General features: G+C 59.2%; 13 protein-coding genes. 8 read left to right on the top strand and 5 right to left on the bottom strand.

Annotation, left to right across the window (positions count from 1 at the left end; genetic code table 11):
- Nucleotides 1-14: 14 nt before the first annotated feature.
- The 5 genes from rfbB to LHW45_03275 are packed head-to-tail and all read right to left on the bottom strand — an operon-like array spanning nt 15 to nt 5,830.
- The gene (gene rfbB / locus LHW45_03255; GenBank protein ID MCB5284593.1) at nt 15-1,085 is read right to left on the bottom strand and encodes a dTDP-glucose 4,6-dehydratase; all 1,071 of its coding nucleotides are present in this window, start codon (nt 1,083-1,085) and stop codon (nt 15-17) included.
- The gene (locus LHW45_03260) at nt 1,082-1,933 is read right to left on the bottom strand and encodes a ParB/RepB/Spo0J family partition protein (GenBank protein ID MCB5284594.1); all 852 of its coding nucleotides are present in this window, start codon (nt 1,931-1,933) and stop codon (nt 1,082-1,084) included. The genes rfbB and LHW45_03260 overlap by 4 nt, the downstream gene beginning before the upstream one ends.
- On the bottom strand, nt 1,930-2,700 hold the full coding sequence (locus tag LHW45_03265; GenBank protein ID MCB5284595.1) for an AAA family ATPase: 771 nt from the start codon (nt 2,698-2,700) through the stop codon (nt 1,930-1,932). The genes LHW45_03260 and LHW45_03265 overlap by 4 nt, the downstream gene beginning before the upstream one ends.
- A 23-nt stretch (nt 2,701-2,723) precedes the next feature.
- Nucleotides 2,724-3,347 (bottom strand): 16S rRNA (guanine(527)-N(7))-methyltransferase RsmG, encoded by a 624-nt coding sequence (rsmG, locus tag LHW45_03270; GenBank protein ID MCB5284596.1) that lies wholly within the window; start codon nt 3,345-3,347, stop codon nt 2,724-2,726.
- Nucleotides 3,344-5,830 carry a HEAT repeat domain-containing protein gene (locus LHW45_03275; GenBank protein MCB5284597.1) on the bottom strand — a complete coding sequence of 829 codons (2,487 nt, stop codon included), beginning with the start codon at nt 5,828-5,830 and terminating at the stop codon, nt 3,344-3,346. Before LHW45_03275 ends, rsmG begins: the two co-directional genes overlap by 4 nt.
- Before the next feature lie 199 nt (nt 5,831-6,029).
- Between LHW45_03275 and LHW45_03280 the strand changes: the two genes are divergently transcribed.
- The 8 genes from LHW45_03280 to LHW45_03315 all read left to right on the top strand — a co-directional run bounded on the left by LHW45_03280 (nt 6,030) and on the right by LHW45_03315 (nt 16,048).
- Nucleotides 6,030-6,527: a sigma-70 family RNA polymerase sigma factor gene (locus LHW45_03280; GenBank protein ID MCB5284598.1), complete on the top strand. Its 498-nt coding sequence runs from the start codon at nt 6,030-6,032 to the stop codon at nt 6,525-6,527.
- Nucleotides 6,528-6,580: 53 nt separating this feature from the next.
- A complete protein-coding gene (locus tag LHW45_03285; protein ID MCB5284599.1) occupies nt 6,581-7,024 on the top strand; it encodes a hypothetical protein in 444 nt (147 codons plus the stop codon).
- A gap of 12 nt (nt 7,025-7,036) precedes the next feature.
- Complete coding sequence (locus LHW45_03290; GenBank protein ID MCB5284600.1) at nt 7,037-7,489, top strand: hypothetical protein; 453 nt, start codon at nt 7,037-7,039, stop codon at nt 7,487-7,489.
- Nucleotides 7,486-8,085: a Spy/CpxP family protein refolding chaperone gene (locus LHW45_03295; GenBank protein MCB5284601.1), complete on the top strand. Its 600-nt coding sequence runs from the start codon at nt 7,486-7,488 to the stop codon at nt 8,083-8,085. Before LHW45_03290 ends, LHW45_03295 begins: the two co-directional genes overlap by 4 nt.
- Before the next feature lie 309 nt (nt 8,086-8,394).
- Nucleotides 8,395-8,805 (top strand): T9SS type A sorting domain-containing protein, encoded by a 411-nt coding sequence (locus LHW45_03300; GenBank protein ID MCB5284602.1) that lies wholly within the window; start codon nt 8,395-8,397, stop codon nt 8,803-8,805.
- Nucleotides 8,806-8,815: 10 nt separating this feature from the next.
- Complete coding sequence (locus LHW45_03305; GenBank protein MCB5284603.1) at nt 8,816-10,177, top strand: SUMF1/EgtB/PvdO family nonheme iron enzyme; 1,362 nt, start codon at nt 8,816-8,818, stop codon at nt 10,175-10,177.
- Nucleotides 10,178-10,218: 41 nt separating this feature from the next.
- Nucleotides 10,219-12,114 carry an Omp28-related outer membrane protein gene (locus tag LHW45_03310; GenBank protein MCB5284604.1) on the top strand — a complete coding sequence of 632 codons (1,896 nt, stop codon included), beginning with the start codon at nt 10,219-10,221 and terminating at the stop codon, nt 12,112-12,114.
- 550 nt (nt 12,115-12,664) lie between these two features.
- Nucleotides 12,665-16,048, top strand: coding sequence for a choice-of-anchor D domain-containing protein (locus tag LHW45_03315; protein ID MCB5284605.1), 3,384 nt, complete (start codon nt 12,665-12,667; stop codon nt 16,046-16,048).
- Nucleotides 16,049-16,073: the final 25 nt, after the last annotated feature.

Consider the following 16,073-nt stretch of genomic DNA (forward strand, 5'->3'; position numbering starts at 1 on the left):
AAATTTGGAACTGGTTAGTTGCCAAGTCCCAGCCGCTGCTGCTGGTAGTTCTTGTTCTGGATGTTGCGCCACCATCCTTCATGCTCCAGATACCAAAGCACGGTTTTCCGGATGCCGGTGGCAAAAGTTTCCCGGGGCAGCCAGCCCAATTCCCTGTGGATCTTGTCCGCGTCGATGGCGTAGCGGAGGTCGTGGCCGGGGCGGTCGGCAACGTAAGTGATCAGTTCAGTGTAAGATACCAGCTTGGGGGAGGGGCGGAGTTCGTCCAGCAGGCCGCAGATGGTGGTCACGATGTCGATGTTCTTCATCTCGTTGTGACCGCCGATGTTGTAGGTCTGGCCGGGGATTCCCGCGCGGATGATGGTGTTGATGGCGTCGCAGTGGTCGCGCACGTATAGCCAGTCACGCACGTTCAGGCCCTGCCCGTAAATGGGCAAAGGCTTGTGCTCCAAGCAGTTAATGATCATCAAGGGGATCAGCTTTTCCGGGAACTGGTAGCCGCCGTAGTTGTTCGAGCAGTTGGAGATCAGCACCGGCAGGCCGAAAGTGCGGTACCAGGCGCGCACCAGATGGTCGGAGCCCGCTTTGGAAGCGGAATAGGGTGAGGAGGGATCGTAGGGCGTGGCTTCCGTGAAGAAACCTTCGGCACCCAGGGAGCCGAAAACTTCATCGGTGGAGACGTGATGAAAGCGGAAAGCATTTTTGGCCGCGTCGTCCAGGCCGCGCCAGAAACGCAGGGCGCTGTCCAGCATCACGGCAGTGCCCAGAACGTTGGTGTTGATGAATTCCAGCGGCCCGTCGATGGAGCGGTCCACGTGGGATTCCGCGGCGAAATTGACCACGGTGTCGGGCTGGAATTCCACGAACACCCGGCTCACTGCTTCGGCGTTGCAAATATCAGCATTTACAAAGCGATAGCGCTCCGGAAAAGCCGCTTTGATGTCGCTGAGGCTGTCCAGATTGCCGGCGTAGGTGAGTTTGTCAAGGTTGAGCACGCTGCCGTGGAAATCCGGGTCTTCAAAGAGTTGGTGGATGTAGTTGGCGCCGATGAAACCCGCGCCTCCGGTCACGATGATCCTGTTCATGCGTCCTTCCTGATAAGTGTTAGCAATTCCCGCAGCCGGGCCAGTTCTTCCGCGCTGGAATAACTGAGGGTGATCCTGCCTTTTGCGGCCTGGCCGCTTACTTTGGCCTTAAGTCCCAAAACCCCGCTCAGTTCCTGTTCCAGGCCTTTGTGCCAGTAGCGGTTGGCCGGAGCTGGTTGGGGTTGGTTGGGGGCGAAGGTTTTTGCCTTGTCCTCGGCTTGGCGAACGCTAAGCCGGTATTTCACAAGGTGCTGCGCGAAAAGGGTTTGTAGCTCCGGTTCCACGCCCAGAACGGCCCGCGCGTGACCGGGGCTGAGCACGCCGGCGGAGACCATGGTTTGCACTTCCAGCGGCAGTTTGAGCAGCCGGATGCTGTTGGAGATGGTGGCCCGGTCGCGCGAAACGATCTGCGCCACCTCCTGGTGGGTGAGCTTGAAATCGTCCGCCAGGGTCTGATAGGCATAGGCTTCCTCGATCGGATCGAGGTCCTCGCGCTGGACGTTTTCCACGATGGCGAGCTGCAGCTGCTCTTTTTGGCTCACGCTGCGGATCACCACCGGAACGGATTCCAGACCGGCCAGGCGCGCGGCCTGGAGGCGCCGTTCACCGGCGATCAGCTCAAAATCCGAGGCGGCGGTCTTGTTCACTATCAGCGGCTGGATGATGCCGTTGGCCTTGATCGATTCGGCCAGTTCCTGCAAAGCGACGGGGTCGAAAACCCGCCGGGGCTGGTAGGGATTGGCCTTGATCTGGTTGAGGGGCAAAGTGCCCAGGTTTGATCTGGGTTCCGGGCTGTCCTGATCCTGCGGGATCAGAGCGCTCAAACCGCGTCCGAGGCGTTCGTTCATGCTTGGGGTGTCCTTTCGATGATCTCCGTGGCCAGGTTCAGATAGCTCATGGCGCCGGGGGAACGGATGTCGTATAAAAATATGGGTTTGCCGAAGCTGGGGGCCTCGGTGAGCTTGATGTTGCGGGGAATGATGCTGCGGAAGACCTTTTCCTTGAAATAGTGCCGCACCTCGCGCGCCACCTGCATGGAGAGGTTCACGCGGCGATCGAACATGGTGAGCAGGATGCCGATGATGTTCAAGCCGGGATTGAGGTTTTTCTGGATCAGGCGGATCGTGGCCAGCAGCTGGCTGACCCCTTCCAGAGCGTAGTACTCGCACTGGATGGGCACCAGCAGGTCAGTCGCCGCGGTGAGGGCGTTCACGGTGAGCAGGCCCAGCGAGGGCGGGCAGTCGATGATGACATAGTCGAAATCGGCCAGAACCGGCTCCAGCGCCTCACGGAGCTTGTGTTCGCGGGCGAATTCCTGCACCAGCTCGATCTCGGCGCCGGTGAGGTCGATGTTCCCCGGCACGCACCAGAGGTTGTGGGTGGGGGTGGGCAAAATGGTGTCCCGCAGGGGCACTTTGCCGATCAGCGCGTCGTACACCTGCAGTTCCAGTTTGTCCTTGTCCAGCCCCACGCCGCTGGTGGCATTACCCTGGGGATCGAAATCGATGAGCAGGGTCTTTTTTTCCAGCACGGCCAGGCCGGCGGCCAGATTCACCGCCGTGGTGGTTTTTCCCACCCCGCCCTTTTGGTTCACGATGGTTATTATTCTTGCCATAAATCTATGCTAAGTTCCCGTCATTATTTAAGTTGCTCTTTTTCCAGCGCGAAGATCGCCCGGCTGCCGTAATCGAGCTCCGTCCTCAGGAGTTCCAAAGGTTTGAGCGGCTCGATATCCGCCCGGTCCTTCGCTTTGTAGCAGAGCAGTCTGCCGCCGGGGGCCAGCAGGTTGCCCAGCGGCTTCAGATAGCGCTGCTCCAGCTTTACGGCGCGGCAGAGGATGTAGTCGAACTCTCCCGCGGCAGAGTATTCCTCCACGCGGGAACATGCCACCTCGCAATCCGCAAGCTTCAACCGGTCAAGCATTTCCTCCAGCGCGCGGGCCTTTTTGCGCACCGAATCCAGCAACACCATGCGGCAGCAGGGGACGGCCAGTTTCACCGGAATGCCGGGCAAACCGCCGCCGGAGCCGAAATCCAGCACTTTCGCGCGGGAAAAGTCAACACATTTCAGAGGCAGCAGACTGTCAAGGAAATGCTTGGTCCAGAGTTCATCCGCCGGCGCGTGGCGGGAAAAAAGATTTAGGCGGGAGTTAAGTTCCAACAGCAGAGCTTGATAGCTATCAAATCTGGCCAGGATCGTATCCCGCTCCGGCAGCTTCAGCTCGCTCAGAAATTGGTCAAAGGCGGCCCTGGAGCCATTCATGGCTGCGTCTCCCCAGGCAGGCTGCGCAAGAGCGACTGCACCAGGAAAGAGCGGTCCGGGCGCATCAGTTCCAGCGTGGCGCGGGCGGAAGAATGTTTGATCTGTTTCAGGGAACGGGCCGCGAGGTAGCGGAACCTCTCGCTGGGATGGAAAATATAGTCCCGCAGCAGTTCCACGCTGCGTTCGGTGTGCACCCCGGCCAGCACGGAAATGCAGGTTGTTTCGTATTTCTTTTGGGCCAGGAGCCGTTCCACCGGTTCCACCAGGAGGCTGTCGCCCACCCCGGCGATCAGGGCCAGCGCGTTTTTGGCAGCCAGGCTGTCGGGCAGGTCGATCACGCGGTAGAGTTCGCTGATAAAGTTCTCCGAGGCTCCGGCCAGCGCTTCCAGGGCCCGGTATTCCAGGCCGGAAGTGGTATTCAGCTTGTTGTCGAGCACATAGGGGATGGCCTCGCCGGCGCGGCTGAGCAGAATTTCACGGGCGGTCCGGACGCGCTGGACCGCCGATCCCACCTCCCATTCAGAGGCGGCGGCGAAAATATTGGCAATGCTGTCCGTGCTGTCCGGCAGGGCCGCGGCCGCGGCCAGTTCTTCCACCGCGGTTTTGGCGACCGGGTTGATCTCCGCGTCGCGCCCCACGCCGTAGGTGCCCCTCTGCCAGGTCTTGTTGTTTGCCTTGAGGCTGTCGGGATAGCTGTCGGTGCCGCCGGCGTCCAGGAACAGGCCGATCCCGCCGGCGCTGCGGGCAAAGTTGGCGCCGCCGTAGTTTTGCGGGTTGATCCGCTCGTAGCGGTCGTTGCCGCATTTATCCACAAACAGTCCCACGGAGTTGGTCAGCCCCAGCCCGTTGCCGCCTTCGATGGAGTAGGAGTCGTTTCCCGCCCCGTCGATCAAAACGCCCAAAGCCCAGTCGTGACCGGCGCCCTGGCCAGGTCCGTGGCGGCTCTGGTAGGCGTCGTCGCCCTCCGCGTCGAGCAAAAATCCGCAGGCCAGGTGGATCCCCGAGCCCTGGGGATAGTAAACCGCGCTGTAGATGTCATTTCCGCCCTCGTCGATCAGCGCGCCCGTGGCGTACCAATATCCGGAACCCTGGGCGTAAACTCCTCCGAGGTAGCGGTCGTTGCCGGCGCCGTCGCGGAGCAGGCCCAAACCGCCGGCCAGATCAGGCCTCAGTCCCAATCCCAGGCCCTGGCCGAGAGTGATAAAGTCCAGCGGCATCAGCGGCTCGTGAAAGTATTTGCCGCCCAGACTGTAGTTGTCCGCGCCCTCGCTGTCCAGCAAAACCCCGGCGCCGAGAGTGCTGCCGAAACCCTGTGCGGACACGCTGGCCTGGTAGCTGTCGTTGCCCAGATTGTCGATCAGCAGGGCGGTCCCGCACATCGCCGCGCCCTGGGCGAAGAGGCCGCTGTGGTAAATGTCGTCACCGGCCAGGTCCTGATGCAGGTTGATCCCCATGAAGGCGGAAAAGGAAAAGTCGCCGGTCTGATAGAGGTCATCGCCGGCCAGATCGCAGGCGTGGCCGAGGCCGAAGGCTGAGTTGAACATCGCCGCGGGCCCATCGCTGCGGTAGGTGTCGTTGCCGGCCAGATCCAGCTGGAGGCAGAAAGCTTGGTTCGCAGAGCTTGTCAGGCCTGTTTCATAGCGGTCGTTCCCGGCGGGATCGAGCAGAAAACAGAGGCCCTGGAAGCCCGGTCCGCGGTAAACATCATCGCCGGAAGTGCCTATCGCCATCAGGCCATGCTTGGTTTTGCGGGTGAGGATCTTTTTATTGCTGAACTGAAGGGTTCGGGCCCGCTCCAGCAGGGCGTCGGACAGCGCCAGAAACTGGATCCCGGCGCTCAGCAGCGCGGTGCCGTCAAGTTTTCCCAATAGTTCATGAACCTGCTTTTCATCCAGTTCGCTGAATTTGGGCAGGCCCTGTTCCTGATAGTACGCTTCATATTTGGATGTCTCTTCGCTTTCGATGAACTGCCAATGCCAGAAGCTGAGCAGCAGCTTCCTTTCCTCCGGACCGAAGGCCGCGAAGGCCGGTTCAAGCTCGGTTTCCAGATAGTTGAAAGCGCTTTCCAGCCAGGCCAGGATGTCCCCGGGCTTGCGCACCTGAATGGCCAATTGCTGAGCGTACAAGGATTTGGAGGCCGGGTACAGGCTGCTGAACCTGTCGCCGTCGAGGTTCAGGGCGATGCCGCCCAGATGGCGCAGCAAAACTGGCAGCGCCTCCGGACTGTCCAAGCGGCAGGCTTCACGCAGGGCCTGCATGTCCTCGAGGCCGCGCCAGGGGTCCTGGAGCTGGCGCAACTGCCAGTCCAGCTTGTATTTAGTGCTCAGGTCCCAGTCTTTTTCAAAGCCCAGGGCGTCGGGACTGAGTTCAGCCGCTTGCAGCATTTCTTCCAGGACGAGGTGTTCAGCCGGGCTCAGCAGGCTTTCAGCGCCCAGCCAGGCCACGCAGGCCAGGATAGCCGCCAGACAGAGTAGGGTTCGCATCGGATCGGTCTCCTTCATGAAAAGCCAGAAATGAAGGCCGGCCAAATATGTCAACAACTATCGGCGGGGTTCCCACCCGCGCTTGGCGCTCTGAAACAGCGCCTCCGCCGCCCGCGGGGCGAAAAGGCTTGACATGCCGGCCTGAGTAATTTTTGCAGGTTCATACCCTCAGCGACGTAATTGATTTCAAGGACGGTCCATGCGAAAAGAGCAGTTCGAAGAGTTCCTCAGCGCCAACGAAAAGCGGATCTACCATTATCTGCTGAATCTTTTGGGCAACGACAGCGACGCCAGCGACGTCGTGCAGATGGTCTTTATCTCTTTTTACGAGCACATCGACCGCGTGGAGGAAGCCACCGCCCTGGCCTACGTTTACCGCATCGCCTACAACAAAAGCATGACCTTCCTGAAACAAAAAAGCCGCTACGTGAGCCTCGAACCCCAATCTTTCGAACACCTTCCCGACACCAATAAACCCGAGCCCGAGCCGGATTACCAGCCTCTGCGCCAGGCCATCCGCGAACTGCCGCCCCGCCTGGCCGGCGTGATCCAGCTGCAGTACTTTGAAAAGCTCAGTTACAAGGAAATCTCCGAGCAACTGGGCATCAGCGTGAAAGCGGTGGAATCGCTGTTGGTGCGGGCCAAAAAGCAACTGCGGAAAAAATTGTTGAAGGATAAAAGCCAAGCTGGAGTATAGACTATGAAAAACCAAAACCGGGACGCCGCAGAGGTGGCCCAAAAGAGGAAACCATGAGATGCAGCAAAGCAAAACGCCAGATCGAACTCAAGCTCGATAACGAGTTGAGGCAGGGTCACGCCCTGGAGCTGCATCTTCAGAATTGCGCCTCCTGCCGCGCCTACCAGGCAGAGTCCGCCCGGCTCCAGCTGCTGCTGAACAACCAGCCCCAACCCGAATTCCCCGGCTGGCTGCACCACCGCATCATGGACCAGGCCGCCCAACACGACAGCCAACGCATCCACCTGAAACACAGCTTCAGACTGCAAACCATCCCCGCGCTCGCGGCCATTGCCCTCAGCCTCTTCCTCGGAGTGGCGATCGGCAAAAACGTCTATCGCAGCGTGAACCCCCTGCCGGCCAATGCCGCGGAAGTTTATTCCCAAACTGCCGGCTCCACCCCAAGCCAGGAACTGGCCGTGTTCGGCGAAAGTTCCGTTGCCGGCGACCTTTTCTAAAGTGAGGAAACAATGAGCAAACGCCTGCTGACCATTCTGCTGTTCGTCTCGCTGTTTCTGAACGCCGGGATCATCGGTGGCGTGATTGTGATGGGCTTCTATCGCCAGAAACACATCGAACACCACTACCAGCCCGGCCCCGAAAACGCCAACCGGGACCGCCAACGCCCCGAGATCCCTGAATTGAAGGACCCACACGTGATCGCCCTCCGGGACAGTTTCCTGGTGATCAAAAAAGATCTTTTGCAAGAGCTGGCCAAAGACCCCGTGAACGAGGCCAGGATCAACACCATCATCGAAAACTCGATCAGCGCGCAAAGCGACATGGAACGCGCCCTTGGCCATGAACTTTTGGAATATAGAAAAACTCTTGGCGCCGCCGAAGCCAGACAACACTTCGAGGGACGCCTGGAACGCATGGACCGCTACAGCGAAAGAAGAAACAACAGGAGAGAATCAAAATGAAAAAATTCGCCCTTATCTCGATAACCATCCTGATGCTGGCCAGCATGCTGGTCGCCCAGGGTAAAGACTATCCCCAGATGCAGAGAGACCCCAACAGCTACGGCCCCGGCCGCGGCGCCAAACTTGCCCCCCGCCCCGAATGGGACGGCACCTCCATGGACATGCTGAAAGAACTCAACCTCAGCGACGCCCAGGCCAAAAAACTCAGCGATTTGCAGATCTCACAGCGCAAGGCGATGAACACCATCAACGCCGAGATCGACAATCTGCGGATCGATCTCAACGCCTCCCTCAAGAAAGACGATTTCGTCTCGGCCCGCAAACTCAACGACCAGCTGCATGAGAAAATGCGCCTGAAAGCCACCACCCGCATCGACCACCGGGAAGAGATCCTCAAAGAACTCACCCCCGAACAGCAGGAAAAATTCCGCCCCATGTTCATGGAACGGCAGTACGGACGCCCCAACGGCTCCAAACACCCCATGCCGCGCCAGCTGAACGAACTGAACCCCGTGCAACTCCACCGCCACCAGCGCAACATGATGAACCGGGACTGCCAGGGTTGCGAAGATTGCCAGGATAACAACGAAAAGTAGATCCATCCCCCTCCTCAGTAAAGATAGACAAGCGCCGGGTTTAACTGCCCGGCGCTTCTGTTTGTCATTCAAAAACGCCTGCCTCATACATCAATTCTATGTTTGACAAACCGATCTGTCCTAGGTTCCAACCCTAAGCCCCAGGGTTAGAAAAGGCTCCGTGAAATAAAACTTGACCTAGATATAAGGTTTCAAAGTATGAACTTTTATCCCAGCCTCGCGCGGGATGCTGACGGCCATTACCGCCAAAGTTTTGGCAGTAGCGGCTCCGCAAGACAGAATTGTCTAAGTAAACATAAGGAGCATTACATGAACAGGATGCTTGTTCTCCTGGCTCTTCTCGTTTTCGCGGGAAGCCTGCCTGCCTTCATCGCAGAAGGCGAATCGAATCTGTTTGAGATCACGGGAACCCCGGTGGGTGATCATTTTCTGCCTCCCGCCACCCAGATCACCGGCATGCAGCCTGCGAGTCCCAATCCTTTCCGCGGCGACGGTCAGACCAGAGTTGTCCTAACCGTAACAGCCGGTGAAACAGCTATCTGCGGCATCTACAACCTCTCTGGGCAGCTCGTGCTGTCCCGTGCCTATTCTTCCGGCAGCCACCAGTTCGCTTGGGATGGAAGCGATTCCCAGGGAAATCCCTGCGCCAGTGGCATCTACTTAATCCGCCTGAAATCCCGCAGTCACAGCTCCAGCGCCAAACTGGTGCTGATCAAGTGAAGGAGGCAGCATGAACAAGCTTCTGCTCCTCACCCTGCTCCTGGCAGCCACTCTTCTTGCGGCGGCTCCGGTGCTGACAAACGTGGCGGCCGGCCAGTTGAACGATCAGGTTTTGATCAGTTACCAACTGGCCCACCCGGACGATCTGCCCTGCGACGTCTCGCTGCAGGTTTCCAACGATGGCGGGGCCAGCTACACCATCTTTCCCGCCGCCCTCAGCGGAGATTTTGGGACCATCGCGGCCACGTCCGCCGGCGCTCAATATCAGATAAACTGGGATTACGCCCAGGACGGAGTGGGCAACGGCAACAACTACCGCGTGAAAGTGATCGCCGATGATGGCGCCGGAGAGGTTGCCCCGCCTGTCTTCACTCCCCCCGCCGGTTCCTACGAAAACGCGCAAAACGTGACCATCACCTGCGCCACGAACGGAGCTACCATCCGCTACACCACCGACGGCAGCGATCCTGATCCCAATTCGCCGGAGTATTCAACCCCCGTCCCCATCAACGAGACCACCACCCTGAAAGCGCGGGGATTCAAGCCGGGCTGGACTGCCAGCGCCATCAGCAGCGCGGAATACACCATCACTCCTTCCAACATGGTCTTTCTCCCCGGCGGCTCGTTCACGATGGGCGACACCAGAGGGGTGGGGGACGTCGACGAACTTCCCACCCACAGCGTGATCCTGAGTCCTTTCTACATCGGAAGGTGCGAGGTGACCCAAGGCGAGTGGCAGGCTGTGATGGGCTCCAACCCCGCCAGCGGCTACGGGGTGGGCGACAATTATCCCGTCTACAGCATCTCTTTCTACTCCATCCTGAAATTCTGCAACCTGCTCAGCCTCTCTGAAGGCTTCACCCCGGTCTATTCGATCTCCGGATCCACCAATCCCGCTGACTGGGGCACCGTTCCCACCAGCTGGAATGACGATTGGAGCGCTGTGGTCTGTGACTGGACCGCCAACGGCTACCGCATGCCCACCGAGGCGGAATGGGAATATGCCGCCCGCGGCGGAACCAATACCCCGGACTACCTCTACGCGGGTTCGGAAGACATCAACGCCGTGGCCTGGTACAACGGCAACAACACACCCGATGGCACGAAACCCGTGGGAACCAAAGCGCCCAACGGCATCGGCGCATACGACTTCAGCGGCAACGTCTGGGAATGGTGCTGGGACTGGAATGGCGATTACTCCGCTGCCGCTCAGACCAATCCCACCGGACCTGCCACCGGAGATTACCGGATCATACGCAGCGGCTTCTTTCTGAACACTGCAGATTACTGCCGTGTCACGAAGCGCTACAGCGCTTATGTTTACGACGCCGGCTTCTACGTCGGTTTCCGCCTTGGCCGGACAGGCCTGTGATGCGCAGGGTTTTCACCTGTTCTGTCTGAATGGAGTTCCAGATGCGTAAAACAATCACGCTCGTCCTGGCCTTGCTGGGGCTGCTGTCAGCCTTATCCGCCCTGCCCCGCGAACTGGTGGTGGTAGAGGTTGTGACCGGAACCTGGTGCCAGTATTGCCCCGGTGCCGCCATGGCCTGCCACGATCTGTTGGCAAACGGGCATCCGGTCGCCGTCATCAAGAACCACACCAGCGACGCCTTCACCAACCAGTATTCCGAAGCCCGCAACGACTTCTATAATCCAACCGGGGTACCCACCGCTTGGTTCGACGGCCTAAATGCCAGCTCCGGGGGCAGTGCCACCCAATCCCTCTACGCCACCTACCTGCCCAGGGTGACTGCCCGGCTGGGCGTGCCTTCCCACTTCACGATCAGCGCCCAGGGCTCCCAGACGGGGTCCCAGGTCCAACTAGCCGTAACGGTGGCCAAGCCGGAAGCGGATACGAATACCAACGTGAAGCTGCACGCGGTCCTTACAGAATCCAACATCGATTTTCCCTGGCAAAACCAATCTACCCTGGAAAACGTCAACCGGCTCATGCTTCCGGACCAGAACGGTACGATTGTCAACCTTGACACCGGAGGGTCAGCCACAATCAACCTCAGCTTCGCTCCGGATCCAAGCTGGCAGTTGGCCAACTGCGAGATGGTCTTCTTCCTGCAGAACATGGGATCAAAAGAGATTCTCCAGGCAGTGAAGTACGAACTGGCTGAACTGGTGGGCTACTACCCGATTTCCACCAACACTCTGGACTTCCCGGACACCTACCTCTCCGGAGCGGCCACCCTGCCGCTGACGATCACGAACTACCTTGACACTCCGGTTTCCGGAACCATCGCCAGCGACGATCCTGCATTCACCTGCAGCGTGACGAACTTCAACCTCCCCGGCGCCTCATCACTCACCGCCACCGTAACCTTCACGCCCGTCGCCGTTCAAACCTATACCGGCAACCTCAATGTCACCAGCAACCTCCACAATCACCCGAACCTCAGCGTCATCCTCTCCGGGACAGGCTATTCGAACCTGGCCCCGACGGTAGCGAACCTGATGGTCACGGGGCCGCCGGTGCTGTATCAGCAACAGTCCGCAAGCTATGATTTCCTGGACGCGGACGGCGATGCCGAAGGCAACACCACCTACCAGTGGTACAGGATCGAAAATGACGTTCCCCTGCCCATAGCCAACGCGAACGAGATTGTTTACAGGGCCGTGAATGAAGATCTGGGTTATCCCATCGCCATCCAGGTGACCCCGGTGGACGAAAACGGCATGGCCGGAACGGCGGTCATGAGCCCCGCCACCATCCCCATCGAGTTGCTGCCGCCGCCCCAAAACCTCCAGGCTTCCTTCATCCCCCCCGCCACCGTATCTCTCTCCTGGGAACTTCCTGAACACTTCGGCGGCAGGGGCCTGGCCGGTTACCGTATCTTCCGCGGAGGTTTAAACCACGCCTCCATACAGGATCCCGCCACCCTCACCTACAGTGATTCCAATGTGTCGCTCGGAACTCACGAATACTGGATCTGTTCGCTTTTTAACGATCCTTTAATGCTTTCCGGCCCGTCCAACGTGGTCTCTGTAACAGTCGGAGTGGCTGCTGACGACCAGTTGGCTCCCGTGGAAGTTTGGGTTAGAGTGTACCCCAATCCCTTCCACAGCGGCACCGGGGTCAGCATTAAAAGCGAAGCCGGGGCCAGGGTGGAATTCGCCATTTACAACATCCGCGGCCAGTTGGTGAAAAGCGTAAACCTCACCGCTGACAATGCCGGTTCAGCAGGCTTCACCTGGGACGGCACAGACAACCAGGGCAGCCCTGTGAACAGCGGTGTTTACCAATACCGGATGTCCAGCGCCGGCAGGCTGAGGAGCGGACGCGTTGTCCTGATGAAGTGAACATGCCTCTTGGCCTGATAAAATGAGTCTGTGCCTGGCCCCAATGACATGACGTTGCTGGCCATTCCAGGCTTGTGTAACCTTAAAGCAAACCCCGGGCTTCAGCGCCCGGGGTTTTCTTCCAAGAGTATTTGGGCGGTTCCGCCCTTATTGCACAACCCATTCACTTCCCTTTCGCCTCCCGCTGACTTCCCGCCTGGGCGGCGGGAACTAAGCGGGAGGCGGACAGGAGGCGGATGGGATGAGGCTTAGGGCGGATCACAGGGAGAACAAACCACTGGTTTTGGGTTTCCGCCACCGGAGTGGGCGGTTTTTCAAGGCCTTGCGGGACGTCGGGGGTGGTTTCTTCGGCAGGGCAAAAAAAAACTCCCGGCGAAAATGGTAAGAGGCCCCAGACAGGCCTGGATCTAATTGGCCCATACAAAAAACCTGTACTGGCTCTGCCGACAGGCGCAAAAAAGTGATTGACAGGAAACAAGTGTGCATGTTTTCTAGTATGGTGAACGTGAGTATACCAAAAACGCTCTAAGAACAGACCGTGGAGGTTATCATGAAATACGGTATGATCGCCATACTGCTTTTGGTTTTGGCTTGTCCGGCAATGGCCGAGTGGACGATCGTGGGATCGTATCCGATCAGCGGCAAGGCCTCCGGGCTGGCTTCCGACGGCACTTATCTCTACTACGGCATCTACGGATCGGACGGAGGCCGCGTGTTCCGCTTCGATCCAGCCACCGGGCAGGAAACGCTGCTGTTCAACAACACCAGCATCAACGACAGTTACGGCATGGGGCACGACGGCCAGCACCTCTGGATCACCGATCACGGCACTTCGTCCTCGGCCCCGGCCTACGCCCTGAAGCTTGATCTCACGGGGAACATCGTATCCCAGTTCAATCTGCCGGACCACTATATGTCTGGCATCGCCCCTGACAACGGCGATTTTTGGGTGATGACCTACTACCCGGACCCCGGCACGGTGTACAAAGTGAATTCCACCGGTAGCGTGCTGCAGCAATTCACCCCGCCCAACAACCAGCCCTGGGACATCTGCAAAGAAGGCGCGAATCTTTGGATAGCTGATTACAACGCCAACATGATCTACAAGGTATCCCAGGCGGGCGCGCTCCTGGAAGACCATGCTTCCGAAATCCAGCGTCCTGCCGGGATCACTTTCGACGGCCAGCATCTGTGGTATCTGGCCGGCCCGCTGAGCGCGCCCAGCACGCTTTACAAGGTGGATCTGAGCGGCACCGGGACGCCGGAGATAGATGTTTCCTTCGAAGAACATTACTTTGGCAATGTGATCATCGGCCAGAGCGCCACGGCGAACATCACCATCTTCAACAGCGGCACGGGCGACCTGGTGCTGGGCAACATCACCTTCCAGAGCGAGGTTTTCGCGCACAACGCCACTTTACCCCAAACTCTGGCCCCCGGTGAAAGCACGGTGGTGGCGGTCTCTTTTACGCCCAACAACTGGGGTGAATTTACCGATCTGATGAGCATCCATTCCAACGACCCGATCACGCCGGCCAAAACGGTGGAACTAAGCGGATACGGGGTGTTTGCCACAGCGCACATAAATGCCTCCCCCGCGGCCCAGGATTACGGCACGGTGAGGATCAACGCCGACACGGGCAGGTTTTTCACCCTCAGCAACCAGGGCCTGACGGACCTGCAGATCAACAGCGTCAGTTTTTCCGATCCGGCCTTTTACATCGACGGTTCGGTGCAGCTGCCGCTCAGCCTGGCCACCCGCGAGGAATATGAGCTGCGGATCTGGTTTTCACCCGGATCGCAGGGCCAGTTCACAGCCACAGCCAGCGTGGGCAGCAACGACAGCGGCAATCCGCAACAAACGCTTGATCTGTCGGGATCGGGGCAAACGCAGAACCTCGCGATGGGGGCCCCGCTGTGGGAATATCAGATCCTGGACGGGGTTTCCACCAACATCCGCGCGATCAAGCCCATCCCGGATATCTGGGGCAACGGCCTGGACGACGTGGTGGTCTGCGGCGAGGATTATCATGTGCGCGCCTACAACGGCAATTCCAGCGGCACGGCGGACGTGATCTGGGAACATTTCATCTATTCCGGGCCCGTGTCTTATTACCGGGGCCTGTCCATCAGCGGGGACCTGAACGGTGACGGCGTCGCGGACGTTGTGGTGGGAACGGCCGGCGGGGACAAATCCGTGCGGGCTCTTTCCGGCAGGAACGGAACTCCGCTTTGGACCTTCAACACCAATATCTACGGAAACGGCGGCGCGGTTTACCAGGTGGACGCCAAACGCGATTTCACCAATGACGGGATCCCGGACGTGCTGGCGGCAACCGGAGACGACATTTACGAACAGGGCCCCAAAAGGATATTTTTGCTCAACGGCGCCACCGGCACCATGATCTGGGAACGCTACGCGCAGGGTCCGGCCTTTGCCGTGATCAGCATTGCCGATTTCACCGGGGACGGGGTTCCGGACGCGCTGGCTGGAGCTTCCAACGAAGCCGAGACCCAAGCCCGCGTGCACGGTATCAACGGGGCCACGGGAGCCATCCAGTGGACGGTTCAGCCTGCTGGAACCTCAGTCTGGGCGTTGGGCCAGATCGACGATGTGAACGCTGACGGATTCGCGGACGTGATCGTGGGCTCCTTCCAGGGCGGAGGTAATTATTACGCGCTGAACGCCACCACCGGCGCCACCCTGTGGTCGGAATCGACCGGTGCGTCTCTGGTGATGCAGTTTGAACCCATGGGAGATGTGAACGGCGATGGCTACACCGACATTGCCATCGGCCACGTGGCCCCGCATACAGCAGTTATCAGCGGCCTGAACGGCCAGTATCTCTGGTCTCAGGCCACAGCCGACAACGCCTGGTATCTGGCCAACGGCGGCGACCTCACCGGCGACGGCATCAACGACCTGTTTGTGGGCACCCTCTATCAGAGCAACGCCGCCTACTTCATCGAAGGGACGGCCGGCACCATCCTGTCCACGCTCTGGACCGGTACACCGGTGGACGCCATCGGCGCCATACCCGATGTGACGGGAGACAATTCCAAAGAGATGATCGTGGGTGGCAGGGACGGCACCATCCGTTGCTATTCCGGAGGTCCGGTAACCCTTCCCAATCCCGGTTTCATCGCCGGTAATGTTTCCATTGCGGCCGGACCCGGAGCGGTCACGGAGGTTTTGGTGACGGCCGGAACGGCCAGCGCCAGTCCCAATGCAGACGGAGACTATCTGCTGAGCCTGGAGCCCGGGACCTACACCGTAACGGTATCCCTCACCGGCTACCACGCGGACCCGATCCCCAACGTGACCGTGCTGGCGGGAATCACCACCCCGGACATCGATTTCGCCCTGCAGATGCTGCCTTTGCAGCCGCCGGTCAATCTGGCCGTGGATGCCGTGACCGGTATTTTCAACTGGGAACAGCCAGCCTCATCGCATCAGTATTATCCCGGCAGCTACAAGGTTTTTCTGGACGGAGCCCTGCTGGGAATCACTGAAGAACTGGACTGGACCTTTACCGGACTGATCCCCAACACCGCTTACACCGCGGGTGTGGCAGGGATCTATCCCACCGGGGAATCGGAACCCGCGACCCTCGAATTCACCTTCACCGGAGTGGGGATCGAGGAACCCGTTCCCCTGGTCACCAAGCTGCACGGCAATTTCCCCAATCCCTTCAATCCCACCACCACTCTGCATTTCTCTTTGGAAAAATCCACGTTCGTGAGCCTGGAGATATTCAATGTAAAAGGCGAAAGGGTGAGGCAACTGGTGGAAGCGGAGCTCGACAGCGGCAATCACTTCCGGACCTGGGATGGCAGGGACGACGCGAATCAGCCGCAGGGAAGCGGGATCTACTTCTACCGGTTCACGGCCGGTGATTACCGCGAAACGAGCAGGATGCTGCTTTTGAAATAGGCGCGGGCAGCAGTCAGTTTGGCTC

This window comes from Candidatus Cloacimonadota bacterium, assembly GCA_020532085.1.
Classification (GTDB): domain Bacteria; phylum Cloacimonadota; class Cloacimonadia; order Cloacimonadales; family Cloacimonadaceae; genus Syntrophosphaera.

What these genes read in the sequence shown, in the direction of transcription:
- rfbB (MCB5284593.1), bottom strand. Translation starts at nt 1,085, where the DNA reads ATGAACAGGATCATCGTGACCGGAGGCGCGGGTTTCATCGGCGCCAAC.
- LHW45_03260 (MCB5284594.1), bottom strand. Translation starts at nt 1,933, where the DNA reads ATGAACGAACGCCTCGGACGCGGTTTGAGCGCTCTGATCCCGCAGGAT.
- LHW45_03265 (MCB5284595.1), bottom strand. Translation starts at nt 2,700, where the DNA reads ATGGCAAGAATAATAACCATCGTGAACCAAAAGGGCGGGGTGGGAAAA.
- rsmG (MCB5284596.1), bottom strand. Translation starts at nt 3,347, where the DNA reads ATGAATGGCTCCAGGGCCGCCTTTGACCAATTTCTGAGCGAGCTGAAG.
- LHW45_03275 (MCB5284597.1), bottom strand. Translation starts at nt 5,830, where the DNA reads ATGCGAACCCTACTCTGTCTGGCGGCTATCCTGGCCTGCGTGGCCTGG.
- LHW45_03280 (MCB5284598.1), top strand. Translation starts at nt 6,030, where the DNA reads ATGCGAAAAGAGCAGTTCGAAGAGTTCCTCAGCGCCAACGAAAAGCGG.
- LHW45_03285 (MCB5284599.1), top strand. Translation starts at nt 6,581, where the DNA reads ATGAGATGCAGCAAAGCAAAACGCCAGATCGAACTCAAGCTCGATAAC.
- LHW45_03290 (MCB5284600.1), top strand. Translation starts at nt 7,037, where the DNA reads ATGAGCAAACGCCTGCTGACCATTCTGCTGTTCGTCTCGCTGTTTCTG.
- LHW45_03295 (MCB5284601.1), top strand. Translation starts at nt 7,486, where the DNA reads ATGAAAAAATTCGCCCTTATCTCGATAACCATCCTGATGCTGGCCAGC.
- LHW45_03300 (MCB5284602.1), top strand. Translation starts at nt 8,395, where the DNA reads ATGAACAGGATGCTTGTTCTCCTGGCTCTTCTCGTTTTCGCGGGAAGC.
- LHW45_03305 (MCB5284603.1), top strand. Translation starts at nt 8,816, where the DNA reads ATGAACAAGCTTCTGCTCCTCACCCTGCTCCTGGCAGCCACTCTTCTT.
- LHW45_03310 (MCB5284604.1), top strand. Translation starts at nt 10,219, where the DNA reads ATGCGTAAAACAATCACGCTCGTCCTGGCCTTGCTGGGGCTGCTGTCA.
- LHW45_03315 (MCB5284605.1), top strand. Translation starts at nt 12,665, where the DNA reads ATGAAATACGGTATGATCGCCATACTGCTTTTGGTTTTGGCTTGTCCG.